The sequence below is a fragment of the Streptomyces sp. NPDC104226 genome, assembly GCF_055584085.1.
In genome coordinates, this window is record NZ_JBVJMS010000002.1 from 104,822 (window position 1) to 130,143 (window position 25,322).

13 protein-coding genes and 2 pseudogenes are annotated in these 25,322 nt (G+C 72.2%); 9 read left to right on the forward strand and 6 right to left on the reverse strand.

Annotated elements, in window-relative coordinates:
* Nucleotides 1-106: 106 nt before the first annotated feature.
* On the reverse strand, nucleotides 107-7,474 hold the full coding sequence (locus ACZ60J_RS05890; protein WP_469679205.1) for an amino acid adenylation domain-containing protein: 7,368 nt from the start codon (nucleotides 7,472-7,474) through the stop codon (nucleotides 107-109).
* Nucleotides 7,475-7,667: 193 nt separating this feature from the next.
* Nucleotides 7,668-8,729, reverse strand: a complete 1,062-nt coding sequence (locus ACZ60J_RS05895; protein WP_469679206.1) for a hypothetical protein — start codon at nucleotides 8,727-8,729, stop codon at nucleotides 7,668-7,670.
* Between the two features lie 1,241 nt (nucleotides 8,730-9,970).
* Here ACZ60J_RS05895 and ACZ60J_RS05900 point away from each other — a divergent pair.
* The 4 genes and pseudogenes from ACZ60J_RS05900 to ACZ60J_RS05915 all read left to right on the forward strand — a co-directional run.
* Complete coding sequence (locus ACZ60J_RS05900; protein WP_469680238.1) at nucleotides 9,971-12,073, forward strand: molybdopterin oxidoreductase family protein; 2,103 nt, start codon at nucleotides 9,971-9,973, stop codon at nucleotides 12,071-12,073.
* A complete protein-coding gene (locus tag ACZ60J_RS05905; RefSeq protein WP_469679207.1) occupies nucleotides 12,070-13,536 on the forward strand; it encodes an FAD-dependent oxidoreductase in 1,467 nt (488 codons plus the stop codon). Before ACZ60J_RS05900 ends, ACZ60J_RS05905 begins: the two co-directional genes overlap by 4 nt.
* Nucleotides 13,533-14,783, forward strand: coding sequence for an NAD(P)/FAD-dependent oxidoreductase (locus tag ACZ60J_RS05910; protein WP_469679208.1), 1,251 nt, complete (start codon nucleotides 13,533-13,535; stop codon nucleotides 14,781-14,783). The genes ACZ60J_RS05905 and ACZ60J_RS05910 overlap by 4 nt, the downstream gene beginning before the upstream one ends.
* Before the next feature lie 427 nt (nucleotides 14,784-15,210).
* Nucleotides 15,211-15,444: pseudogene (locus tag ACZ60J_RS05915) on the forward strand (hypothetical protein); the annotation flags it as partial.
* A gap of 3 nt (nucleotides 15,445-15,447) precedes the next feature.
* On the opposite strand, the gene ACZ60J_RS05920 reads toward ACZ60J_RS05915, so the two are convergent.
* Nucleotides 15,448-16,314, reverse strand: a complete 867-nt coding sequence (locus ACZ60J_RS05920) for a GNAT family N-acetyltransferase (protein ID WP_469679209.1) — start codon at nucleotides 16,312-16,314, stop codon at nucleotides 15,448-15,450.
* Between the two features lie 419 nt (nucleotides 16,315-16,733).
* Between ACZ60J_RS05920 and ACZ60J_RS05925 the strand changes: the two genes are divergently transcribed.
* Together ACZ60J_RS05925 and ACZ60J_RS05930 are read left to right on the forward strand one after the other, a co-directional pair.
* Nucleotides 16,734-16,910 (forward strand): hypothetical protein, encoded by a 177-nt coding sequence (locus ACZ60J_RS05925; protein WP_469679210.1) that lies wholly within the window; start codon nucleotides 16,734-16,736, stop codon nucleotides 16,908-16,910.
* Nucleotides 16,911-17,646: 736 nt separating this feature from the next.
* Nucleotides 17,647-17,874, forward strand: coding sequence for a hypothetical protein (locus tag ACZ60J_RS05930; RefSeq protein ID WP_469679211.1), 228 nt, complete (start codon nucleotides 17,647-17,649; stop codon nucleotides 17,872-17,874).
* Nucleotides 17,875-18,143: 269 nt separating this feature from the next.
* Here ACZ60J_RS05930 and ACZ60J_RS05935 read toward each other — a convergent pair whose 3' ends face one another.
* On the reverse strand, nucleotides 18,144-19,781 hold the full coding sequence (locus tag ACZ60J_RS05935) for a trypsin-like serine protease (RefSeq protein WP_469679212.1): 1,638 nt from the start codon (nucleotides 19,779-19,781) through the stop codon (nucleotides 18,144-18,146).
* 43 nt (nucleotides 19,782-19,824) lie between these two features.
* Between ACZ60J_RS05935 and ACZ60J_RS05940 the strand changes: the two genes are divergently transcribed.
* The gene (locus tag ACZ60J_RS05940) at nucleotides 19,825-19,947 is read left to right on the forward strand and encodes a hypothetical protein (RefSeq protein ID WP_469679213.1); all 123 of its coding nucleotides are present in this window, start codon (nucleotides 19,825-19,827) and stop codon (nucleotides 19,945-19,947) included.
* Nucleotides 19,948-19,995: 48 nt separating this feature from the next.
* On the opposite strand, the gene ACZ60J_RS05945 is transcribed toward ACZ60J_RS05940, so the two are convergent.
* Nucleotides 19,996-20,493 carry a hypothetical protein gene (locus ACZ60J_RS05945; protein ID WP_469679214.1) on the reverse strand — a complete coding sequence of 166 codons (498 nt, stop codon included), beginning with the start codon at nucleotides 20,491-20,493 and terminating at the stop codon, nucleotides 19,996-19,998.
* Between the two features lie 464 nt (nucleotides 20,494-20,957).
* Between ACZ60J_RS05945 and ACZ60J_RS05950 the strand changes: the two are divergent.
* Both ACZ60J_RS05950 and ACZ60J_RS05955 read left to right on the forward strand, forming a co-directional pair.
* Nucleotides 20,958-21,038, forward strand: a pseudogene (locus ACZ60J_RS05950) (hypothetical protein); the annotation flags it as partial.
* A gap of 102 nt (nucleotides 21,039-21,140) precedes the next feature.
* Entirely contained in the window at nucleotides 21,141-24,383 is a 3,243-nt protein-coding gene (locus ACZ60J_RS05955; RefSeq protein ID WP_469680240.1) for an ALF repeat-containing protein, read from the forward strand.
* A gap of 98 nt (nucleotides 24,384-24,481) precedes the next feature.
* On the opposite strand, the gene ACZ60J_RS05960 is transcribed toward ACZ60J_RS05955, so the two are convergent.
* Nucleotides 24,482-25,129, reverse strand: coding sequence for a hypothetical protein (locus ACZ60J_RS05960; protein ID WP_469679215.1), 648 nt, complete (start codon nucleotides 25,127-25,129; stop codon nucleotides 24,482-24,484).
* Between the last annotated feature and the right edge of the window lie 193 nt (nucleotides 25,130-25,322).

Below are 25,322 nucleotides of genomic sequence, written 5' to 3' on the forward strand. Positions count from 1 at the left end.
GCTGGTGGGGGGGGTGGAGGGGCCGGGGTGTCCTGCCGGTCAGGGGCGGATCCGTCCGGACCGGCGGGACGTCCCTACGGGTGCCCCGGGCGGGCCGGGGTGCCCGTCAGTGGCGGCCGGCCTCGGCGAGGGCGGTGCGCAGCAGGGCGGCGGCCGCGGTGCTGTGCGGTGGCCGCATCAGCCCGTAGTGGTCGGTGGCGGCGTCGTGGCGGGTCAGGCCCGTCCCGATCCGGCCCGCCCATCGGTCGGCGGCGTGCTCCCGGGCCCCGGTCGTGCTCTGGAGGAACAGGACGGGACAGGGCGCGGTCGGGGGCCGGTACGCGGCGGCGGCCCGGAGTCCGGTGCGGAACACCGCGTAGTGCCGGGCGAGGTCCCGCGGGTCGAGGCCGGGGGCGAAGCCCGCGCGTTCCACGTGCTCGGCGAGGACGGCGAGCCGGGCGGGGGTGTCGGCGGCGGCCCGCAGGGCGCTCCGCAGCGCGGACAGGCTCTCGTCGGCGGGGTCGGACCCCGCGGAGCGGGCGAGGTCCTCGTGGAACCACTCCAGCAGCTCGCTCTCGTCGTCGGGGACGCGGCCGGGGTCCGGGTAGCCGGTGTCCAGCAGGGCGAGGGTCGCCACCTCCTCTCCGGCGGCGCGCAGCTGGACCGCCATCTCGTAGGCGAGGAGCCCGCCGAAGGACCAGCCCGCCAGGTGGTAGGGGCCGCTGGGGCGGATCCGGCGTACGGCCTCCAGGTGGGCGGCGGCCAACTCCTCAACGGTGGCGACGGTGGCGTCGGTGGCGTCGGGGGCTCCTGCCGGGGCCGTCAGCCCGGGCGCCGCGAGGCCGAACACCGGTCGCCCTGTGCCCAGTTCGGCGGCCAGGGTGCGGTAGCAGAAGACGTTCCCGCCGATCGGGTGGACGAGGAGGAGCGGGTCGAGGGTGCCCTCGGGCCGGAGGCGGACCACCGGGTCGGGGGCCACGCCGGCGTGGGGGCCGCGGAGCAGTGCGGCCTGCCGTGCGACGGTCGGGTGTTCCAGGACGGCCGATACGCCGAGGCGTCCGCCGAAGGCCCGGTTGATCCGGCCGATCAGGCGCAGGGCGTCGATGGAGTGCCCGCCGGAGGCGAAGAAGTCGTCGTGGACGCCGACCGGACCGGCGGCCAGCAGGTCCTCCCAGATCCCGGCGAGGCGGGATTCGAGTGCGTCGCGGGGCGGGACCGGCCGGGCGCTGCCCCGCAGGCCGGCGGGGTCCGGATCGGGCAGCGCGGCACGGTCCAGTTTGCCGTTGGCGGTCAGCGGGAGGGCCGCCAGGCGCACCCAGGCGGAGGGGACCATGTACGCGGGGAGCCGTTCCCCGGCGTGGCGGGCCAGTTCCTCCGGTTCCGGCGCGGAGGCGGGGGCCGGGGCGGCGTCCGGAGCGGAATCCGGGGCGGTCTCGGGCTCGGCCTGCGGGGCGGCCGTCTCGGGGACGAAGTAGCCGATCAGGCGTTCCCCGCGGGGCAGGACCGCGCAGTCGCGGACGCCTGGGTGTTCGGCGAGGACGGCCTCGATCTCCCCGGGCTCCACGCGGAATCCCCGGATCTTGAGCTGGTGGTCGGTGCGGCCGGCGTACTCCAGGGCTCCGTCGGGGCGGTGCCGGGCGAGGTCGCCGGTCCGGTAGAGGCGCCGGGCGGTGCCGTCCGGGCCGGTGTGCTCGACGAACCGCTCGGCCGTCAGCTCGGGGCGTCCGTGGTAGCCGTCGGCGAGGCCGATCCCTTCGAGGTAGAGCTCGCCGGTGACGCCGAGGGGGACCTCGGCGAGGCGGCGGTCCAGGACGTGGACGCGCATGTTGGCGATGGGCCGGCCGATGGGCACGGTGTCGCCGCCGTCCGGCCGGCACTGCCATGAGGTGACGTCGACGGCCGCCTCGGTGGGGCCGTAGAGGTTGTGCAGCTCGACGCCGGGCAGCCGCTCGAAGAACCTGCGCTGGACCTCGTACGGAAGGGCCTCGCCGCTGCAGACCACCCGGGTGAGGCCGGCCGCGCCGGCCACGGCCTCGGGGTCGTCGAGGAACACGCTGAGCATCGACGGGACGAAGTGGACCGTGCTGACGCCGTCGGCCTGAATCAGTCCGCCCAGATAGCCGGGGTCGCGCTGGCCGCCGGGGCGTGCGAGGACCAGGGTGGCGCCGGTCAGCAGCGGCCAGAACAGCTCCCACACGGAGACGTCGAAGGTGTAGGGCGTCTTGTGCAGCACCCGCTCCCCCGGGGTCAGCCCGTAAGCGTCCTGCATCCACAGCAGCCGGTTGACGATGGCGCGGTGCGGGACCACGACCCCCTTGGGCTTGCCGGTGGAGCCCGAGGTGAAGATCATGTACGCCGGGTCGGACGGTCCGGGCGCCCGGGCCGGGGCCGCGGTGCCCGTCGCGGCCGCCTCCGGCCGCAGGACGGTCACCCCGGAACCCTCCAGCCGCTCGGCCCACGCGCCTTCGGCGACCACCAGGCCGATGCCGGACTCGGCGAGCAGCGACCGTACCCGCGACTCCGGGTGCTCCGGGTCCAGCGGGACGTAGGCGGCGCCGGACTTGAGGACGGCGAGGAGGGCGACGGGCAGGGCCGGGGAGCGCTCCAGCAGCAGGCCCACGAAGGTGCCGGGCCCGGCGCCCCGTTCCCGCAGGGCCGCGCTCAGCCGCTCGGCCTCGGTGTCGAGGGCTCGGTAGGTCAGCTCCTGGCCCTCGAAGCGGACGGCGGGGGCGTCGGGCGTCAGGTCCCGCTGTTCCTCGATCAGCCGGGTCAGGACGTGCGTCCGCCGGTACTCCACGGCCGTGCGGTTCCACTCGGCGTAGCGGTGGTGTTCGGCCTGCGGGAGCAGGTCGGCGGCCGTGCAGTCGCGGTCCGGGGACGCGGCCAGGTCGTGCAGGGCGGCCGTGTAGGAGGCGTGGGCGCTCGCCATCTGCTCCTCGGAGAACTGGGACGCGTCGAACCGCAGGCCGAGTTCGAGCAGGGACCCGTCGGGGCTGCGGGAGAACTCCGCGCCGAAGGCGAAGTCGGTGCCGGCCTCTCCGGTCTCCTCCAGCACGGTGAACGCGCCGTCCGCCGGCCCGTCCCGCTCCACGTGGAAGTGGGTGTAGTTGAAGAAGGTCTCGAAGAGCGGGCCGCCTCCCGCCAGGCGCTGGATCTCGGCGAGCGGGAAGCGGCGGTGGGCGTGCAGTTCCGCCTCCGCGGCGGCGACACGCCCGACGAGGCCTCGCCAGCTGAGCCCGGTGACCGTGACGCTGAGCGGCAGCGTGTTCAGGAAGACACCGACGGCCTTGTCTCCGTCGGTCTCCTCGGTGCGGCCGTTGTGGACCACTCCGGTGGTGACCGAGTCGCCGCCGCTCAGCAGGGCCGTGGTCCGCAGGTGGGCGGCGAGCAAGACGGTGCGCAGCGGTACCCCGCACGCGGCGGCCAGGGCGGTGAGCCGGGCGTGGAGTTCCTCGGGGAGGGGGGCGAGGTACCAGGACATCCGGGCGGGTCCGCCGGTGGCCGCCGGGCGGGCCAGCCTGGTCGCGGGGGCGTCGGCGGCCTTGCGGGTCCAGAACGCGCGCTGGCCGGGGTCGGCCAGGGCGGCCCGTTCGAGTGCGACGAAGGAGGCGAACCGGGAGCGGGGGCCGGCCTGCGGGGAGGGGCCGTCCGCGGGGGTCCGGGCGGCGAGTGCCTCGGTGTAGCAGGAGGCGAGTTCGGTGAGGAGCGAGCGTTCGCTCCAGCCGTCGAGGACGGCGTGGTGCTCGGCGACGAACAGCTGGAGGCGGGTGTCGGAGAGGCGTTGGACGTGGAACCGGATCAGCGGGGGCCGGTCCCAGTCGAAGGGCCGGTCGCGCTCGGCGGCGTAGCGGGCCCGGACGGCGGTGCGCTGCGCCTCGGCGTCGAGGCCGTGCAGGTCCTCGAAGGTGAGTTCCGGGCGGGCGCCGCGGTGGACGAGCTGGAGGGGCTCGGTGAATCCGTGCGGGTCGAAGGAGGTGCGCAGCATCTCGTGCCGGGCCGCGAGGACCTCGACGGTGGTCCGCCAGGCGTCTTCGGAGAAGGGCGCTTCGACCAGGTAGGAGGCCACGTTGTGGTAGACGCGTCCGCCGGCCGACGGGAGGTCGCTGTGGTAGAGCATCCCGGCCTGGAGCCGGGTCATCGGGTAGGCGTCCTCCAGTCCCCCGGGCAGGGCTGCACGGTCCGCGGGGGTCAGGAGGGCGAACGGTTCGTACGGGGCTGCGGCAGCGGCCGCGGCGGGGTCGCGCGGGGTGACGTGCGGAGCGAGGGCGCGGGCCGTCGGGGAGCTCATGAGGTCGGCGACGGTCAGGTCGAGGCCGCGTTCGCGGACCCGGGCGAGCACCTGGAGGGAGCGGATGGAGTCCCCGCCGAGGGCGAACCAGTTGTCCAGGGCGCCGACCCGTTCGTGTCCGAGGACCTGGGCGAAGACCTCGGTGAGCGCGGTCTCGACCGGCCCGCGGGGTGCCTCGTGGGCGGCGGTGGGGGTACGGGCCGCCGAGCCGGGGGCGGGCAGGCGGCGCCGGTCGGTCTTGCCGTTGGCGGTCAGCGGGAAGGCGGGCAGGGTGACGAACGCGCCGGGGATCATGTAGCCGGGCAGGCGTCGCGCGAGGTGCTCGCGCATCTCCTCGACGGTGGGGCCCGCCCCGTCGTCGGCACCGGCCACGGCGAGGTAGCCGACCAGGACGTCGTGCCCCGCGGGATCCGGTGCGACGAGCGCGACCGCCGCGTCGACGAGGGGGTGGGCGGCGAGGGCGGCCTCGACCTCGCCGAGTTCGATCCGGAATCCGCGCAGTTTGACCTGGTGGTCGATGCGGCCCAGGTACTCCAGGTCCCCGTCGGGCAGGGCCCGGGCCAGGTCGCCGGTCCGGTACAGGCGCTCGCCCCGGGCAAGGCCCGCGGGTGCGTCGGCGACGCCGTCGGCGACCGCGGTGGGGAAGCGCTCGGCGGTGAGTGCGGGCCGGCGCAGGTAGCCGCGGGCCAGGCCCGCTCCGGCGACGTACAGCTCGCCGACGGCACCGCGCGGGACGGTGCGGCCGCGTGCGTCGAGCAGGTGCAGGCGCAGGTCGGGGATGGGCACGCCGATGACGCTGCCGCGGCCTTCCTCGGCGTCGCGGGCGGTCAGCGGCCGGTAGGTGACGTGCACGGTCGTCTCGGTGATGCCGTACATGTTGACCAGGCGGGGTGCGGTGTCGCCGTGCCGGGCGAACCACCCGGCGAGGGCGGCGACGTCGAGGGCCTCCCCGCCGAAGACGACGTGGCGCAGCGCGAGACCGGCGGGGGCCGGGCCGGCCGTGCGGTGGTGTTCCTCGTCGGCGCGGGCCAGCTGGTAGAAGGCGGAGGGGGTCTGGTTGAGGACGGTGACCTGCTCGGCGCGCAGCAGCCGGTGGAATTCCTCGGGTGAACGGCTGGTCCCGTACGGGACCACGACGAGGCGGCCGCCGTGGGCGAGGGCGCCCCACAGTTCCCAGACGGAGAAGTCGAAGGCGATGGAGTGGAAGAGGGTCCACACGTCGTCCGGACCGAAGCCGAACCAGTGGTCGGTGGCGGAGAACAGCCGGGTGACGTTGGCATGGGGCACCAGGGTGCCCTTGGGGAGGCCGGTGGAGCCGGAGGTGTAGATGACGTAGGCCAGGTGGTCCGGGGTCACGCCGGTGGTGGGGGCGGTGTCCGGTTCGGCGGCCAGCAGCGGGGCGTCGGCGAGCAGGTCGACGGTGCGCAGGCCGGGGGCGTCCCACAGGGCCCGCGTGGCGGTGGTGCCGACGACGTGCTCCAGGCGTGCGTCCTGGACGATGTGGCGCAGCCGCTCGGGCGGGTTGTCGGGGTCGAGGGGCAGGTAGGCGCCGCCGGCCTTGAGGATGCCGAGCAGGGCGACGACGAGGTCGGCCGAGCGGGGCAGGCACAGTCCGACGAGGGTGTCGGGGCCCACTCCGAGGGCGCGCAGCCGGTGCGCGAGCCGGTTGGCGCGGGTGTCGAGTTCGCGGTAGGTGAGGGTGGTGCCCTCGTGGACGAGGGCGACCGCGTCGGGCGTGCGGGCGGCGTGTCCGGCAAAGATCTCGTGGACGCAGCCCGGTTCGCCCGGGGTGTGCGGGAGGGACTCGCGGTCCGGGAGCGGCGAGCCCGTGCCGTTCCGCTCGCCGGGAGACAGCATCGGCAGGGCGCCGAGGGGCAGTTCGGGGTTCTCGGTGGCGGCGTCCAGGAGGCGGGCGAAGTGCCGGCCGAACTGCCGGACGGTGGCGGCGTCGAACAGGTCCGCCCGGTACTCCAGCCGGCAGCTCAGTGCGCCGCCGGTCCGTACGACGTCGAAGGTCAGGTCGAACTTGGCGGTTCCGGCCGGGCCTTCGAGCAGCGTGGCCTTCGGGCCGGGCAGGCCTTCGGTCATCGCGTCCTCGTCGTGCAGGCCGAACATGACCCGGAAGGGGGCGGCGTCCTCGCCGGTGCGGGCGGCGCCGATCCGGTCGACGACGCGTTCGAAGGGCAGGTCCTGGTGGTCCTGCGCGTCGAGCACGGTGTCCCGTACGCGTTCCAGGTGGGTCCGGAAGGAGGGGTCGTCGGACAGGTCCGCGCGGATCACGAGCGTGTTGACGAACAGGCCGACGGTGTCCTGGAACTCCTTGCGGCCCCGGCCCGCCACCGGTGTCCCGACGAGTACGTCGTCGGTTGCCGTGTAGCGGCCCAGCACGATCTGGAAGGCCGCCAGCATCAGCGTGTACGGAGTGCTGCGGGTGTCGCGGCACAGACGTTCCACGCGGGCGAGCACCGGCGCGGGCACCTCGAAGGAGTGCAGCGCCGCCGCGCCGCGGGCCGCTCCCGCCGCGGGCCGGCCGTCGCGGGGCAGGGCCGCGTCGGGCAGTTCGCCGTCCAACTGCTTCTCCCAGTAGGTGAGCTGGCGCCGGGCGGCGGTGCCCCGGAGCCATTCCTCCTGCCAGTCGGAGAAGTCGGCGTACTGGTACTCGGGCGCCTGCGGGGAACCGGTCCCGGCCGGGCCGCCGGGACCGGCGGCGTGTTCGGCGTACGTGGTGAGGAGCTCCCGGGCGAGGATCCCGACGGACCAGCCGTCGGCGACGATGTGGTGCATGGCGAGGGCCAGGACCGCGCCCTCGGGGGTGTGCAGCAGGGCTGCCCGGAAGAGGGGCCCGGACTCCAGGTCGAAGGGCCGGTGGTGCTCGGCGGCCATCCACTCCTCGACGTCCCCGGCTCCGTGCGCCGCGGCGGAGGACCAGGCGAGGGCGGCAGCGGTGTCGATGTGCTGCCACAGTTCGCCGTCCCGCAGGACGAAGCGGGTGCGCAGCGCCTCGTGCCGGTCGACCAGGCCCTGGGCGCAGGCGCGCAGCGCGGCTTCGTCCACCGGGCCTTCGAGGCCGTAGAAGACGGGCATGTGGTAGGTCGGCCTGCCCTCCTCCAGCTGCTGGAGGAAGTACATCCGCTGCTGCGCTCCGGACGCGCGGAAGACGCTGAAAGACGGCTCCGCAGGGCGTTCGATCGGATCGTGACTGGCCAAGGCAACTCCCTCGGCGCCGCACCGGTGACCGGCCCGCGACGCTTGCTCCGCTTGCTTGCCCGTCCAGCCTAGGAACAGTCCCGATTCGGGTGAAGTCGCCTGTTTTCGGTCCCTGGTTCACGTGACACGGGGCGGCTCCGTGCGGAGTACGGGACCCTCCACGGTCCCGTACTCCCACCGCTCCGGCTCGCCGCTACCCGGAGGTGTCGGACGCCCAGAACGGCTGGCCGCCGCTCTGCCCGGAGCCGTAGATGACGATGTTCCCGTCGCCCTGGAGCGCGAGGACACCGGTGGAGGTGTTCACTCCGGGCGTGCTCCAGCGCGTGTTGCCGGCAGCGTCGCGGATCACCAGTGCGGCTCCGGTGAAACGGGCGCTCAAGCCCTGGCCGTCGTGGCCCCACGTGTTGGTGGCCCACACGGCCGTGCCCGCAGCGCCGTACCAGACGAGGTTTCCGTCGAGTTGCATCACCAACTGGTGTCCGGTGACCGAGACCGCGGAGTTCGCGGGCAGTACCAGCCCGCCGAACCGTCCGGTCGTGGAGGTGAACCAGCGCTCCAGCCCCTGCGCGTCCGTGATCACCAGGCTGCCGCCGGCACCGGTCGACAGCCGGGAGGCAGGGCCGCCGGAGGTCGCGGACTGCCACAGCACCTGACCGGAGGGGCCGACGACCACGAGGCGGCCCTCCGGCGTGAACCGTGCCGAGGCGCCGGGGGTGCTCGTGCCCGTCGCCCAGACCGCGCTGCCGCGCGCGACGTCGTACTCGACGAGGTTCCCGTCGCCCTGCATGACCAGGGAGTAGGCCCTGCCGCTGCTCGTGAAGGTGATCGCCTGCCCGCTGGTGGCCGTCCAGGATCCGGAGTCGGCCGCCCACGGGGTGTCCGGGGCGCCCCAGGAGATGTCGACGCGGCCACTGCCGCCGGACCCTGACGGGGGCGTGTAGCCCGCTCCGCTTCCGGTGCTCACGCCGGTGACGGTCACACCGTTCGCCCCACCCCCGGCCCAGCCGCCGGGTGAGTCCGCACCGCCCTGCCCTGGGTAGGCGGCGCCACCGCCGCCACCGGCGACGACGATCCGGTCCTGTGCCCCGTACTGACCGTCACCGTTCTGCACGCGCACATCAGACGCGCCGCCGCCGCCGGAGCCGCCCACGTTGACCTGGAGGGCCTGACCGGGGGTCAGCCCCGACACGGTGGCGGTGGTTCGGCTGGGCGCTCCGTCGCCCGTGCCGTAGGCGGTGACCGCTACGGTGGTCACCGTCTGGGGCACCGTGAACATCTGGGCCCCACCGGTATGGCTGTACGTACACGTCTGACTCTGAGTCTGCGCCCCACCGCCATCGGCCGAGCACGCGGGCCCGCTCCCTGCCCCGTCGGCCCGAGCGACGCCCAACGGGGCGCACATCCCCAGGGCCATCCCCGCGCTCGCCGCGACCAACCGCCACCACAATCTGCCGATCGCACGTCCACGATCGCGCGGTGCCACTGCTTCCACTCTCCACCCCACGGACTCCGAGGCACCCCGAACGGTCCTCACGCTACCGAGAGTCACACATCGCAACGCTTCAGGAAAGACATACTCCGTCTGGCGGCTACCCGGGCGCGGGCACTGCCTCGACCACGGCGCGGAATAGACCGATGTGGCGGTCGGAGACGGCGTTCAGGGCTTCCGATGAGCGGGCCCGGCAGGGCCGCATCGCGCGACGGCGGGTCCAGAGCCGCTCGCGCAGCAGGGCGAACAACTGCGCGGTACCGTCGCGGCGGCCACGGGCGACGATGGCGAGCAACGGCGGCGAAGACGACCGAGGTCAGGGCGTGTCATCAGACCGTAGTAGGGGCCGGCTCCCCCGCTCCCGACACGGAGCAGAAAACTCCGATACTGCTCAGGCAGACCAACGCCCAGATCCGCCTCCAGCTCCCGGAGGCGTCCACCCCCATGACCGCCCCCAGCAGGAAACCCTGCCCCTGCCACTGCCACTGCCACTGCCACTGCCACTGCCACTGCCACTGCCACTGCCACTGCCACTCGGTGTGAACCAGGTCGTCCCTTCACAAACCAGCCCGGCTTGCTGCGGCCAGGGAGTCAGACGGCAGGCCCTGAAGTACGCGGCGGGGCTTCCCCCGTGCGCCGTTCGGGTGCCGGGCAGATCCCGAGCCTGATCCGATCGGCGGGCCCGGGCCGGACCGGTCGCGCCGCAAGGCCCGCGTCCTGCCGACCTGAGCCTTCGCTTGGCGGGGATTTGGGATTTCCGATGGCGTATCAAAACTCGGCCTCGGGTAATCCGGACCCATGCCCGGATATGCCGTAAATGCGCCGTTCTGTCCATGTGGTCGGTTCGACCGGCCGGGCCCCGGACACCCCCGGCGGCCCGCCCGGCCCGACCTCGCCACCCGCCCCGTACGGGTGGGGGCAGCCCGGTGACCCTCACCTCGCCCCCGGCCGCCGAGCCCACCGGCACGGAACACGCCGTGCTGCGCGAAGGCGTGCTCCCCGAAGCCGTGCCGGCCGGGGCCGCGCCCCCCGGTCCCGAGACGGCCACCCACTGCCCCTACTGCGCCCTCCAGTGCGCCACCCTGCTCAGCGGCCCCCGGGAGGCGGTGCGCCTGCGCCCCGACCCCGCCTTCCCCGTGAGCCGGGGCCACCTCTGCCAGAAGGGCTGGACCGCCACCGCCGTGCTCGGCGCCCCGGACCGGCTCACCGCTCCGCTGCTGCGCGATGGCGACGGGCGGCTCGCGCCGACGGGCTGGGACCAGGCCCTGGACCACACCGCCGAACGGCTGCGGACCATCCGCGCAGCCCACGGACCCGACGCCGTGGCCGTCCTCGGCGGCGGCGGCCTCACCAACGAGAAGGCCTACTTGCTGGGCAAGTTCGCCCGGCTGGCCCTCGGCACCACCCGCATCGACTACAACGGCCGCTTCTGCATGGCGGCCGCCGCCGTCGCCCAGCGGGCCGCCTTCGGCATCGACCGGGGGCTGCCCTTCCCGGTCACCGACCTCGACGACGCGGACGTGGTCCTGCTCGCCGGCGCCAATCCGGCCGACACCATGCCGCCCCTCATGCGGCACCTGGAACGCGCCGACCTGATCGTCGTCGACCCCCGCCGCACCCGTACCGCCGCCGCTGCCGCCCTGCACCTGAGGCCGGTCCCCGGCACCGACCTGGCCCTGGCCCTCGGCCTGTTCCACCTCGCCGTCAGCGAGGGGCTCCTGGACGAGGCGTACGTCGCCGGGCGCACCAGCGGCTTCGACGAGACCTGGGCGCGGGCCTGCGCCTGGTGGCCCGAGCGCGTCGAGGCCGTCACCGGGGTCCCCGCCGGGGAACTGCGCACCGCGGTAAGGATGCTGGCCGCGGCGCCCAGCGCGTACGTACTGACCGGGCGCGGCGCCGAACAGCACAGCAAGGGGACCGACACGGTCGCCGCGTTCGCCAACCTCGCCCTCGCCCTCGGCCTGCCCGGCCGCCCGGGCCGCGGCTTCGGCACCCTGACCGGTCAGAGCAACGGCCAGGGCGGCCGCGAAATGGGCCAGAAGGCCGATCAACTCCCCGGCTACCGTTCCCTGTCCGACCCGGCGGACCGGGCCCACGTCGCCCGGGTCTGGGGCGTCGACGCCGACCGGCTCCCCTCGCCGGTCCCGGCCCCCGGTGCCCGTACCCTTCCCGGCGCGTACGAGATCCTCGACGCCATCGGCAGCCCCGGCGGCCCCCGCGCGCTGCTCGTGTTCGGCTGCAACCCGGCGGCCTCAGCCCCCGACTCGGCCAGGATCGCCGAGCGGCTGGCACGACTGGAGCTGCTCGTCGTCGCCGACTTCGTACCCTCCGAAACGGCCCTCGCCGCCCATGTGGTCCTGCCCGTCGCGCAATGGGCCGAGGAGGAGGGGACCATGACCAGCCTGGAGGGACGGGTCCTGCGCCGGCGACGACTGCTCGACCCGCCTGCGGGAGTGCGCCCGGACGCCGCCGTCATCGGCGAACTGGCCGTACGGTTGGGGGAGCCCGCCGGCCACTACCCGGCCGAACCCCGCGCCGTCTTCGAAGAAATGCGGGAGGCGACCCGCGGTGCGCCCGCCGACTACTCCGGAATCGACTACGACCGCCTCGACGCGGGCGAGGCCCTCTACTGGCCCTGCCCCGAGGGCGGTTCGGGAACCCCGCGGTTGTTCCTCGACCGGTTCGCGCACCCCGACGGGCGCGCCCGCTTCACCCCCGTCGAACACCGCGACGCCGCCGAACGCCCGTGCGGCCGGTACCCGTTGTACGCGACGACCGGACGGGTCCTGGCCCACTACCAGACCGGCTCCCAGACCCGGCGCGTCGCGGAACTGGTGGACGCCGCCCCCGAACCCTTCGTCCAGGTGCATCCCGACACCGCCGCGGGCGCCGGAATCGCCGACGGCCAGCTCGCCCGGATCGCCTCCGCCCGCGGCAGTGCCCTGGCACGGGTGCGCCACGACCCCGGGCTGAGGACCGACACCGTGTTCGTGCCCTTCCACTTCCCGGGCGCCGGACGGGCCAACCTGTTCACCCACGCGGCGCTCGACCCCCGCAGCGGCATGCCCGAGTTCAAGGTGTGCGCGGTGCGTCTGGAGCCGGCCTCGTGACCCGGCGGAGTCGGGAGGACGAGGGCATCGTGGTCATCGGGTACGGGCCCGCCGCGCACCGGCTCGTCCAGCGGCTCGGTCACCACGGGTGGTCCGGTCCGGTCACCGTGCTCGGGGCGGAGACCGAACCGGCCTACAACCGGCCCCTGATCACCGCCGTACTGGACGGCTCCCTGCCCGCCGGCGCCCTGCGGCTGCCCGAACCTCCACCCGGCACGGTGGTACGGCTGGGCGTGCGGGCCGTCGCGATCGACCAGCGGCGGCGCCTGGTCCACACGGACTGCGGCGACTCCCTCCCGTACGGGCGGCTCGTCCTGGCGACCGGAGCCGCAGCCGTGGTACCCGACCTGCCCTGGGCCCGCCGCGGCGACGGGCGGCTCCACGAGGGCGTACGGCCGCTGCGGACCCTGGACGACGCGGTGCCGCCGCCCGGAGGGCAGGGCGCCTCAGACGGGCCTCGTACAGGGGTGGCGATCGTCGGCGGGGGAATCCTCGGAGTCGAGGCAGCCCTGGCCCTGCGCCGGCGCGGCCACCCGGTCGCCCTGGTCCACCGCGGCCCGTACCCCCTCGACCGGCACCTCGATCCGCGCGGGGGCGAGGCCCTGACGGGCCGGCTGGGGGCGCTGGGCATCGACGTCCGGCCGGGGCGGACCGTCGCCGCCCGCGAGCCGGGCCTCCTCACCCTCGACGACGGCAGCCCGCTCGACGCCGACCGGGTCCTGCTGTGCGTCGGCGCGCGCCCACGCGTGGGCTTGGCCCGAGCCGCGGGGCTGGCGGTCCGCACCGGTGTCCTCGTGGACCACCTCCTGCGCACCAGCGCCGACCGGGTCCACGCGCTCGGCGACTGTGCCGAGCCCCTCGACGGCGGCGGCCACGGCCCCTTCGCCGCACCCGGCCCGACCGGCCGGGTCCCCGCCGGGGGGTTCACGGCCGCCTGGGAGCAAGCGGAGGCGCTGGCCGTGCGGCTCACGGGCGGCCGGACCGCCGGGACCCCCGGCAGCCGGAGCGTACTGCGGCTCAAGGCAGAGGAGTTGGACCTCATGCGGGTCGGCACCCCGGCCGGGGCCGACGAGACGGTCGTGCTCGCCGACACCGCCCGGGGCCGCTACGCACGGCTGTCCCTGTGCGGTGGCAGGCTCACCGGTGCGGAGCTGATCGGCCTGGGCCGGGCCGCAGCCGACGTGGTCCGCCTCCACGAGCGGGGAGCGCCCGTACCTGCCGACCGGCTGGCGCTGCTCCTCGGCGGGGCCCCGGGGTACGCGGCCGGGCCTCCGCCCGGCACCGCCGTGGTGTGCCACTGCAACAACATCACCGGCGACGCCCTGGCCGCTGCCTGGCGCGCGGGCGCCCGTACGCCGGAGGCCCTCGGAGCGGCCACCCGGGCGGGCACGGGCTGCGGCGGCTGCCGCGACGAACTGCGGGACCGGTGCGCGGTGTGGGCACGAGAGGCGGGAGAAGGATGACACGGGTACTCGTCGTGGTCGGCCACGGCATGGTCGGCCACCGCCTGGTGCGGGAGGTGCGGGAACGCGACCGGACGGACAGTTGGCGGGTGGTGGTGATGGCCGGGGAGTCCCGGCCGGCCTACGACCGGATCGCCCTGTCCGCGTTCGCCCGCGGCGCCGACCCCGATGAACTGGCCCTCGAAGGTGCCTCGTTCGAGGGGGACGACCTGGTCGAGGTCAGGCTCTCGGCGCCCGTGGCGCGGATCGATCGGGCGGGCCGGGCGGTCTTCACGGCGGACGGCGCGCGGACCGGGTACGACGCGCTGGTACTGGCCACGGGGGCGCGGCCCTTCGTACCGCCGGTGCCCGGGCACGACCTGCCGGGCTGCCACGTGTACCGCACGCTCGACGACGTGAGGGCGATCCGCGCGGCGGCCCGCCCGGGCCGGCCCGCGGTGGTGGTCGGCGGTGGGCTCCTGGGACTTGAGGCCGCCGGCGCCCTCGCGGCCCTCGGCATGCACCCCGAGGTGGTGGAGGCCGCGCCGTGGCTGATGGCCGTCCAACTGGACGAGGGCGGAGGCCGGTTGCTGGGCCGACTCGTCGACGGCCTGGGCGTGCGGCCCCGGTGCGGTGTCGGGCTGCGGTCGGTCGACGCGGGCCCCGACGGCCGCGTGCGGTCGGTGACCCTTGCCGACGGGCAGATCCTGGACACCGACCTGGTGGTCTTCTCCACCGGGGTGCGGCCCTGCGACGAACTCGCGGCCGGAGCGGATCTGCCCACGGGCGAGCGGGGCGGCTTCCTCGTGGACTCCCGCTGCCGGACACCGGATCCACGGGTCTGGGCCGTCGGGGACTGCGCGGCGGTCGAGGGCCGCTGCCACGGGCTGGTCGCCCCCGGGTACCGGATGGCCGCCATGGTCGCCCGGGAGCTGTGCGGCGACCCCGACGGGGGCGCCTTCACCGACCCCGACCTCTCCACGCGGCTCAAGCTCCTCGGGGTGGAGGTGGGCAGCTTCGGCGATGCGCACGCCCGGACCGAGGGGGCGCTGGAGTTCATCCGCAGCGACCGGGGCGGAGACCGCTACGCCAAGCTCGTCCTGGACGGGGAGACGGGAGTCCTGCTGGGCGGCGTGCTGGCGGGCGACACCGGGGCGTACGCGACCCTGCACTCCCTGGTCGGGAACCCGCTGCCCGGACCACCACACGAGCTGCTCGATCCGGCGGGCCAGGGGCATTCCCTTCGGAGCACCTCGCTGCCCAGATGACGACGACGGCGAGGTCGAGTCCGGCGAGATAGATGGTGGCGGTCTCGTCGGAGCGGGCGCAGGCGGCACGGGCGGCTTGCTCGAAGGCGTCGGCCACCGCCTGGACCCGGGTACGGACGAGGGCCGGGGCCATGCGCGGCGGCCACCGCCAGGAGGGAGGATGCTTCGCGGATCCGGTGCTCGGCCAGCGCCCAGTCCGCGTCGGTGACGCCCGGCTCGTAGTACTCGCGGACACGGGGCAGGGACAGGTCGCAGGCCAGCGTGGAACCGGCGAACCAGACCGGCCGGGTGCCACCGTCGGCGCGGTCGCCGGGCAGCGCGACCACATACCCGACGAGGGCGCCGTCATCCGCCCGGCGTTCGCGCACGTGCAGGCCGACGTCTCGGAGTCGCCCGAGGAAGTATCACGGCGTCGGATTCTTCCTGGATGGCCCCGTTCTCCGGGCTGAGTCCTCAGGCCTTCGGGAAGCCGGTGACGGTTCTGCGGCGCCAGGGTGCGGACACGGTCCGCAGACGCCGCTCGCCGCTCGCCTGGAACCGCAACGACTGCAAGGCACGGGAGGAGTCCGGCGCCGAGGCCGCCGTCGGCAAGACCACCACGATCGCCGACGGCGGCTTCCCGGGCACCGAACTCGTCATCCTGCAAAGCCGAGACCGGGGCTCCCTAGGCGGCTCGGACGACGTCCAGCCGTTCGGGTGCCGGCTCGTAGCCGGCCGCCTTGTACGTGGCGACGGCCGCGGTGTTCGAGCTCTCGGCGGCGACCAGCGCGCTCGACGCGCCCATCTCGCGCAGCGCCGCCGCAGCGGCGATACAGATCGCCACCCCGTGACCGTGACCACGGTGGTCGGCATGGACCCCCATCGGCTCCAGCAAGCCGGGCCTGCCGGGCCCGGCAGACCAGACCGTCACCGCGGCCACAGCGTTGTCCCGGTCGTCGTAGCCGATCAGACAGCGGGCGTCGGCGTAGACCGGCCCGGCCGCCAGGACCTGCCAGATCTCCTCGGTGAACCTCGGGCTGCCGAACGCCGAACGGTGCACGGCGGCCCTCGTCTCCGCCGTCTGCGGACCGGCGACCTCGATGCGCAGGCCGGGGTCCTTCACCGGTTCGCCGAGGTCGCGGCCCAGCGGCGTCCACGGCTCGCCCAGATGCCAGCCCGCCCCCACGAGGGTCTCGCGGAGCAGGGCACCGGTGGGGATCTCGAGGCTGACCTGTCCGGACGGCAGGACCCCGCGCTCGGGATCATTGATGTCCGCCAGCAGGTGACGCGCCAGGGCCTCGTCCTCTCGCAGCTCCGGTGCGGTCGTCAGCCGAAGCAGGTCGGGGCCGTCCAGGTATCCGACGGCGACGATCCGCCCGTCCGTGCTCCAGGTGCGGACGGCCCGGGCCAGCCTCTCCCTGCCCAACGCCCAGGCCCAGCCGAGATCCCCCGGGTGGAGTTGCAGCGGTGTCCGGTCGTCCTGCCACGTACGGAGCGCGTCCACGGCCTCGGTCAGTACGTCGACACCGGGCTCGTTCAAAACGATCATCATATCCCGGATTCCACACCGTCACAGCAATCGACCGCACTCGAATTTCGCAGCCGCCAGATCAACAGGATCCGCGCCCCTTCCCGGGTCGGGAATCACGGCTCCACCCTGCCGGCCCGCCCCGCGCCCGCCACCAGGCTTCAACCGGTCATAGGGAGTCCTGGGCCACCAGAGTGCGCAGTGCCCTCCCTGTCAGCGTGCGCCTCCTCCACGTACTTCGGCGCCACCCGCAAGGACTGCGTGTTCACACTGACCCCATCCGGGACGGTGTCCAAGGCCGGCCTGACGGCTCCGGCTCCGGGCGAGGTCCGATGCACCGCAGGTTGTCTCCTGTGGGGGTAAACATGGTGATGGGGTGGTGGTGTGGGGGCCGTGCCCGTCCAGGCACAGGACAGTGGATTCGTCCCGGGGCGGGAGGCCCTGTGCGGCTGCGGTCCTGCCCAGGAGGAGACCTGCGCGTCGACGGCGACGTCGGCTTCGAGGTGGGCGCACAGCGCGCCGGCGACACCGTGGTGTCGTGGGCGCTGTTCTCCAATCCCGGAGAGTTCGCGGGCACGTCCTGGGACATCGCCCCTGCAGAGGCCTGGCCCCACTGGTAGGACACCCGGCGCCGGGCTCGGACCGGCACGATCCGAAAGAGACGGCCAGACGGGCCGCGTCCGTCACCACGACGTTGTCGTACGCACTGCGCCACGAACCCCCGGACAGCTTGCAGCCAGTGGCAGACGGCGGCCCGGAAACCGCGCAGCGTCTGAAACCTTGCTTCGCACGGGAAACGCGGGCCCGGTTGGGGTCGTTTATGCCTGCCTGGTGCGCGCGCCCGCGTGCACCCAGCGGTGGTCTGTATCGCGGTGTGCTCCGGGCGGCTCCCGGTTCACCCCCTGGAGCGGTCCCCCGCATGAAGCACGCGAACCAGACGATACGGATATTGAGGGAATTACCCGGGCGTTCCTGTCGCCGGGTGGTTCCGCCGGCACCGTCAGGACGGGAGCGTGCGATGTGTGAGGCAGAGACCCTTGAAGGGCGAGTGCTGGGTTTTGTCCGGTGGTGGGACCGCGCACAGGGCCGAGGCGAAATCGTCCCCGTCGATTCTGACATCCCGGTCCCTGTGGTCAGAGCGGATCTGCGGAGCAAGTCCGGGAGCCTTTCCGCGGGGCAGCAGGTCACCTTCACCCTCGAACTCGGCCCCTCCCGCTTCGAAGCAAGAGACGTGCGGCCCTGATCAGCGGACTCCGTCGGCCAGCTCGCCGGGTACGCCTGCGGCTGCCGGCGAAACCACACCGCGGGCTCTCCGGCGCCGACCGGACCTGCGCGTAGATACGGAAGGCCTTCATCGTGACCGGTAGTGCGGCCCCCCTGATCCTGATCGCTGACGTGCTGGAACGCGCTGTGTGTGCCGTGAGCATGCCCGGTGGCGGCCCGGCCCTGATCGTGCCCGTCGTCCTGGCCGACGGCAGCACCGCAGGCCTGGCCATGACGGAACTCGTCGCCGCCCGTCTCTGGGGAGCCCTGGACGGCCGTGACCCCGCCCTGCTCGACCCACCCCCCACACACAGACCCTGAAGTTCGGCCCCCGGGCCAGGCGGGCTTCAGGGTCTGCGCGTGCGCTGCCGACCCCAGTACACGCTCCGCCCTGTGGCCCGTCATCCAATCCCAGGGTTGGTCTGTTCCGGCGCGGTGCTGGCTGACGCGGCGTCCGGCCTGCGGTGTGGCGGAGCCGTGGCCGATGGCCCTGTCACGGTTCGCTGTGTGCGCCAAGCGCGGTTCGCCCGGGTGGGGGTACGGCGGGCGGGCACCGGATGTCGTCCCGGCGCCCGCCCGGTCTTCAGGACCTACATGGTGCCGGTGATGGTGATGTTGCCCGGGTTGCCCTTGATGCCGACGAGCGGCACGGGAGCAGTCGGGGCCCAGGTGCGGTCGGCGTGGCGGATGGTGTGCAGGGCCTGGTTGGCGGTGGTGACGACGCCGACCTGCAGTTCACCGTTCACGTGCGTGGCGCTGACGGACCGTGTGGTGACCTTTCCGAGGACACTGCTGAGGTGGGCGATGGGGTCCCACTGGCCGTTGCTCTTGCCAACGGTGTGGTATTGGTTGGCGCCGTTGTCGGTGGAGGTGACGACGTGGACGTCGCCGCCGATGCCGGTCATCGCGATGTGGTTGATGGGGCCGGTGTTGCCGGCGACCGATGCCACGTCTCCCCACTTGCCCCAGTTCCCGTCTGCCTTGCGCACGGTGTGGAAGGCCTTGCCGCCGGTTACGGCTGCGATGTGGAGTTGGCCGGCGACGCTGGCGGTGGCGATGGAGGTCACGGTGCCGATCGGGCCGACAGCGGCTGCGACCTGACCGAAGTGGGTCCAGTTGCCGTCGGCCTTGCGCATGGCGTGGTAGACCTTGCCGTCCGCGAGGGCAAGAACGTGGAGGTCGTTGCCGATGGAGACGGTGGAGACCCGGGTGATGTTGGTGAGGGTTCCGGCGACTTCGTTGATGTTGCCGAAGTTGGTCCAGGTGCCGTCCGCGGAGCGGACGGTGTGGTGGAGGATTCCGTCGCCGCCGACCGCGACGACGTGCGTGGCGCCGTCGATCCCGGCGGCGGTTACGGCCCAGTTCTTGATTCCCCCGATGTTGCCGGCCTTGGACTGGACGTCGGTGAAGTCCGTCCAGGATCCGTCCCCGAGCCGGGCTCCCTGGTAGACGCTGACGCCGGTCTGGATGAGGGCCGAGGTCTTCCAGCCGACGGACTGGGCGAGGATCTCCTTGTTCATCCAGTCTCGGATGTCGTCCGCACGGGCCGCGACCGCGCCGGTGCGGGTCTCGGTGGCGGGGGTGCCCATGCATCCGCCTTGCCAGGACCGGCTGCTGATGCCTGCCAGCTCCCCCTTGCCGTTGAGCACGGGACCGCCCGCGTCTCCCTGGCAGATGGAGTCGGTCCCCTTGCCGGTCAGAGCCAGCGTCGTAGCGTCGGCAGAGGCGACGCCGAACGCGGCGGTGTGGACCTTGTCCTGTACCCAACCGGTCTTGGTGCGCCCGAACCCGGCAGCTGTCACCGGTGCGTTCGCGGCCGGCTTCGCGGTGGCGACCTTGATGGGGGTGATGCCGGTCACGGGCTTGGAAAGCTTAGCGAGGACGACATCGCGGTCACCGCGCGGCACGATGCTGATTACGTCGAGGACGGTCTTGCCGAAGGTGGCCTTGGCCGGCATCTGGGGTTTTCCAGCGGGAACGGCCTCTCCGGGCTTCTTGGCGAAGCAGTCCGATGCGGTGACCACCCAGCTCTGGTCGATGAGAACGGCGGAGCAGGCACGGCTGTTGGCCTCGTCCCCGATGTTCAGCTGCCCGACGTAGGGACGCTTGGTGTCCGGGGTTCCGACGGCGGCGTGCGCGGATCCGGCGGAGATGACCGAGGCGGCCATGGCGGTCGAGGTGACGAGGATGGTGCCCATCCGGTTGATACGGGGGCGGGGGGAAGACATGGAGTTCCTTCGGACGGGAACGGGTGCTGACGAGGAGCCCGGAGTGTCAGTTCCGCTCACGATGGTGCGGGTGGTCGGTCTCGAGCAGGTCCTCGCAGAGGGCGAGGACGACGGGGTCACGGTCCCCCTGGCGAGCTTGGCGTCGCGGCGCGGTTCGTCGGGCTGAGACGGGCGCACGCGCGTTGCCGCGGTTCTCGTGGGGATGTCGGTGCCGCTAGCCGGTGATGCGGAGTTCGACGAGTACGGATCGCTTGCCGCCTCCCGGCTTGTCGGATTCACCGACCGGCTTGGAGGAGTTCTTGGGGACGTCGACCGTGTTGGTCTTGCCCTCCGCAGTCAGCTTTGCCTTGACCGGGTGGTCCTCGGTCCAGATGCCGAAGGTGTCGGCGATCTCCAGAGTCACGTAGGCCTTGGTGGACAGAGTCTTGAAGCAGAAGGCGCCCTTGCGGGCGTCGATCATGACGTCGTAGGTGCCCTCGCACGAGGTCAGCAGGAGCTTGCCGTCCCCCCGCTTGAGCTTGATGCCTTGTTCCTGCTCGATCTTCGCTGCGTCGGGATACCCGAAGCTCTCGACGGCCGAGGGCATTGCCGCGGCCGAGGTCCCGGGGGCGGGCTCCGCCGGCTGGGCTGACGCGATGGCGCCTCCCGCGGCCGAGGTTGCGACTGCTGCGATGGCGACCGCGACCAGGGTGGCACGAGCACGAGATATCACAAGGTTTCCTTCTAGGTAAGGACAATCTGGCCATAAGGGCAAGATGTCTGGCATGTGCGTCATGTCGGTAAGTTCTGTGTAATCTAACAGCATTATTCGCTTCTGCGAACATATGCTTCGGTGTCAGGCCGTTCTGAGTGGAGGTCAGCTTCCAGACTCAGGGCCACGTCTCACCGGACAGACGCCAAGACCGTGACACCGCGCAGACCGTGCCCTCCTGCCCAAGCCGGCACGGCTGCGCCGCACCCCGTGGGACCGGGCCGTGTGGGCGGCCAGGCGGTCCACGCTCATCGACTCAAGGACATGAAGTGAACAACTGTGTTCGCCGCTCAGGCGAGCCAAGGGCAGGCACCAGCACCCGAACACGGCCGCGGCGCCTGCAGGCGGCCTGTGCGATGGCGCTGCCAGTCGCCCTGCTGGCGGGCGTGATCAACACCACTCCGGCAGTCGCCGCGTCAGACGTGATGCCTGAAGCAACCGGCCGCGCAAGGGTCGTTGAACTGTGGACCACAGGCGGACCAGGTGTAAAGGCGGCAGCCGAGGCTGCGCTCACCGGGAGCGACGCCGACGTCAACCGGTTCCTGAGCACCGGTAGGGCCCAGGAACAGGCGATTGACGACCGCGTCGACGGCTACACCCTTGCGGGCATGGGAGGTACTGCCGTCCAGGAGGCCGCACGCAAGGCCCTCCAGGGAAGCCACGAAGACCTGAAGACCTTCCTTCAAAAGGGCTGGAAGGCCCCGCTCGCCGAGGACCAAAGGGTCCAGGCCTGGTCGGTCATGAGCACCGGCGGCGTCGGCGTGAAGGAAGCCGCCGAGGAAGCCATCAAGGGCACCCCCGAGGACGTCAGCAAATTCCTCTCCGAAGGTCAGTACGACGCCCGCCGCATGGACAACCGCGTGCTGGTGATGTCGATGATCAGCACCGGAGGCCCTGCCACTCAGGCCGCGGCCAAGGTCGCTCTCAAGGGCACCCCGGAAGAGGTCGAGGAGTTCCTCGATGTAGGCCAGCACGTGGCCCGCACCCGGGACCAGGAACACGCCACCGTCGCCCAGCTCGCCGAACAGGCCAAGGAAGCAGGTCTGCAGGCCGAGCAGTCGAAGAACCTCGCCGAGGAAACCTCCAAGACGGCCGTCAGCGCCGCTCGTCTGGCCAAGGAGGCGGCCCAGCGCGCCCAGAAGGAGACAGAGGAAGCCAAGAACGACTCCCTGAAGGCAGCCGGTGCGGCCGGACGGGCGGCCGAGGCCGCCCGCGGTGCAGCCCGCGCCGCCGCACAGGCAGTCACGTCCTCGGCCGCCGCCACACGTGCCGCCCGGGTCGCCTCCAGCGCGGCGTCCCAGGCATCCGCCGCCGCGATCGGGGCGGCCGCCGCAGCCAGCAAGGCCGGCAAGGCCGCCGCGGCCGCGGCGACCGACAAGGGCAAGGCCGGCGATGCGCGCAAGGCCGCAGAAGAGGCCCGTGAAGCGGCGAAGAGCGCCGGCATGGCAGCCGGGGCCTCCCGGGAGGCCGGCAAGGCAGCCGAGGCCGCCGCCGGAGCCTCCAACGCGGCGAAGAGTGCGGGCGAGAACGCCCAGGCCGCGGCCGATGCCGCGACCGAGGCCGACCGGCTTGCCGCAGCCGCAGGTGTCCAGTCCCGCGAAGCACGTGAAGCAGCCGAACAGGCCCGCCGCCACGCCCGCGAGGCCAACCGGGCGGCAACAGCCTCCGAGGCCCTGGCCCGTAAGGCCGCCAAAGCCGCCTACGAGGCCCACGACGCCGCGAACTCCGCAGCCCTCCACGCGCAGAACGCGGCCAAGGAAGCCGACAACGCCGCAGACCATGCGGGTGAGGCGGACAGGGCCGCAGCCGAGTCGACCCGCCACGCGAAGGCAGCCAAAACGGCCGCGCAGTCCGCGACCGACGCGGTCAAGAAGGCCACCGAGATCCACGACCTCACCCGCGAGGCCGAACAGGAGGACCTCAACACCCGCACCGCCGGCGCCATCGAGAAGGCCAAGGACCTGAAGAAGGCCAGCGATGACCTGCAGAAGGACATCAACGGCACCATCGAATCCCACCGGGCCCTCGACGCAGAAGCCGCACGGCTGGGGGCCGAGGCCGCGAAACCCAAACCGAACGTCAAGGACCTCGCAGCCCAGGGCCGCAAGCTCGCCCTCACCGCCCTGAAGCAGCGAGGTTCATGGAGCCAGTACCACGCCGGCATAGCCCTGTCCGGCACTGACGCCGACGTCATCCACTACCTGCGCTACGGCTGGCAGCAGGGCCTGCACGAAGAGGACCGGGTCACGGCCGAGAAGCTCGCCGACGACACCGCCCAGCCCCAGGCCGTGCGCACCGCAGCGGCCAAGGCCCTCAAGGGCAGCCCCCAGCAGATATCCGACTTCGTCCGCACAGGCCAGCACGAAGCCGCCCGTGTCGACTACCGAGTCAGGGCCACCGCCCTCATCAGCGATGCTGAGGTGGGAGTAAGCGAAGCAGCCCAGAAGGCGCTCAAGGACGGCAGTGCCCAAGCGCTCCTCGCCTTCCTCAACCGGGGCCAGCACGACGCCCGCGCCAAGGACGACCGGGTCAAGGCCACCGAGTACCTCGGCACAGGAGGACCCGAGCTGAAGGCCGCAGCCCGCATCGCGCTGGCCGGCCCGCCGGAGCTCGTGCGCGATTTCATCAAGTACACCCAGTTCGTCGCCCAGCGCAAGGACGACCTCACCACCACCCACAGCCACCAGATCCAGCAGCTGATCTCCGAGGCCTCCGGTATCGCCGCCAAGGCGCAGGAGGACTCCTGGCGGGCAGCAGAGGTTGCCGCGATCGCCAACCAGGCGAAGGCCGACGCGGACGCAGCGGCCGCCGAGGCGAAGAAGTCCTCCACCCTCGCGGGGAAGTACGCGCAGGACGCCAAGAAGTCAGCGACCAGCGCGCAGAACTCCGCAACGAAGGCTTCCGCCTCCGCCAAGACCGCGCGCGCCGCGGCCCAGTCCGCCAACCAGGCTGCGCGGGACGCCGAGATCTCGGCGATTCTCGCCGAGTCCTCCCACCAGGCCGCCTCCGATTCCGCCTGGAGCGCCAACCAGGCAGCCGACCAAGCACACAAGGACGCCCTGGCCGCGGGCCAGTCCGCCGAGGCAGCCGACAAGGCCAAGTGGGATGCCTACGGCCACTGGGCCGCCAAGTACCGCGAAGAACTCCAGGCCCGCCTCGGCGCAGAGGAGCAAAGGCTCCGCAAGGAGGCCGAGGAGGCCGACAAGAAGAAGGCCTACTGCACCGGTCTCAAGGGCGGCGCCGCCGGCTGCGTCATCGGAGCCTGGGCACGCGGAGTAGAGGTCGGCGACTCCCGAGACGTCCTCGACCCTTACCGCGAGGGTCTGAAGAGCATGCTGGGCTACGACGAACTCAAGGCCTGCGCGGATGCCCCTGGCGGGACGACCTGCGGCATGTTCGCCATGGCCCTGATCCCCATCCCGCCGGCCAAACTCGCCAAGCTCAAGAAGCTCGGCAAGCTCGCAGCCGAAGTCGACGCCGGCGACGCGGCCGCCGCGACGCGCATGGGCAGGATCGGCCAGCTCGGAGACATGGCTCTCGACTCGGCCGGAAAACCCTTCGGAAAGAAGGGATCCGGCCCCGTGTACGAAATTCCTTCCGAGAAACTCGCAGAGATCGAACGAGGACTGCGGAAGAAGTTCGGAGATCCGCAGAAGATCTATACACGCGAGGGCAAGGAAGTCGAATTCTGGAAGTTCGATGGCGGGAACGTTGAATACAAGAAGTGGAGCTCCACAGGAGGGGACGACGACCCCACCATCGGATTCTCCGGAGAGCTGAGCAAGGTTCTCGGCTTTGACAAGTATCACGTCGTGAAGCCGAAGCCTCCAAAGCCCAACTCTGCAAACTAGAAAATTGGCCCTGGCCGACCGCGCAAGCGGCCGGCCAGGGCCAATTGGCTTTCTATAGGTAGGTGAGGCGGTGACGTTCGAGGTGGAATTGAGCCGGGCTATCGGACGATGCGGGAGTTCTGGGTCACGGGCAGAGACTCGATCTGCGGATCATCCATGATTGCCTGAGCAACGCCCTTGGAGCAGGCCACATACGTGGAGTCGAGATCGCGATCGGTGACGACAACCCAACTGCGATCCTGAGCCCACCAGTGCTCGGGTCCTTCGAGGTCGCCCTTCTCACTCACGGCTTCCCTGACTTTTTCCACTGCAGCAGCCGAGGACCCGGTCACGATGAGAGGAGCTTCCACATCCCACAACACAGCCTCCCAACCGTATGCAAAGTAGACAGGCTGGCTTCCAGAATGCGCATCCAGGATGCGGGACAGAGCGACCCTGGTGCCGACGTCAGGTTCAGCCCTCGAGATAGTCCAGTCCTGCTCCCTATCCGTATCCCTCACGGCATCCGCCATTGAAGACGACGACATTTCCGCGTGATAGGGAATCTCAAATTGATGCGCCAATTCCCGCCAGGTTGCCGTCACGCCCGTCCCGTCGGTCCTCACCCACCGATGAAGCACCCGGAGGTAGCAGGCGAATCCGTCAGGGACGATCGTGGAGACGAACCCGGCCGGCCTTCCTGCCAACACGTCGGCCATCCACGCCATCTCCGTACCGTCGGTAGTCCATCCGTTCTCATTCGCCATACCCGACAGCATATCTCGCCCTGCTGGTTCGTCTGCTCCACCGACGCAGTCTTTGACGCAACGTCAGGCCGCCGACTGTTCTGCAGTCGAAGCCACCCTAAAGTCGGTATACGTTTGCCGATCCCGGCGAATTTTTTCCGCGCATGCCGCAGACCGCTCTCAAACCTTGCTTTCCATGTTTCGTTCCCCAGGG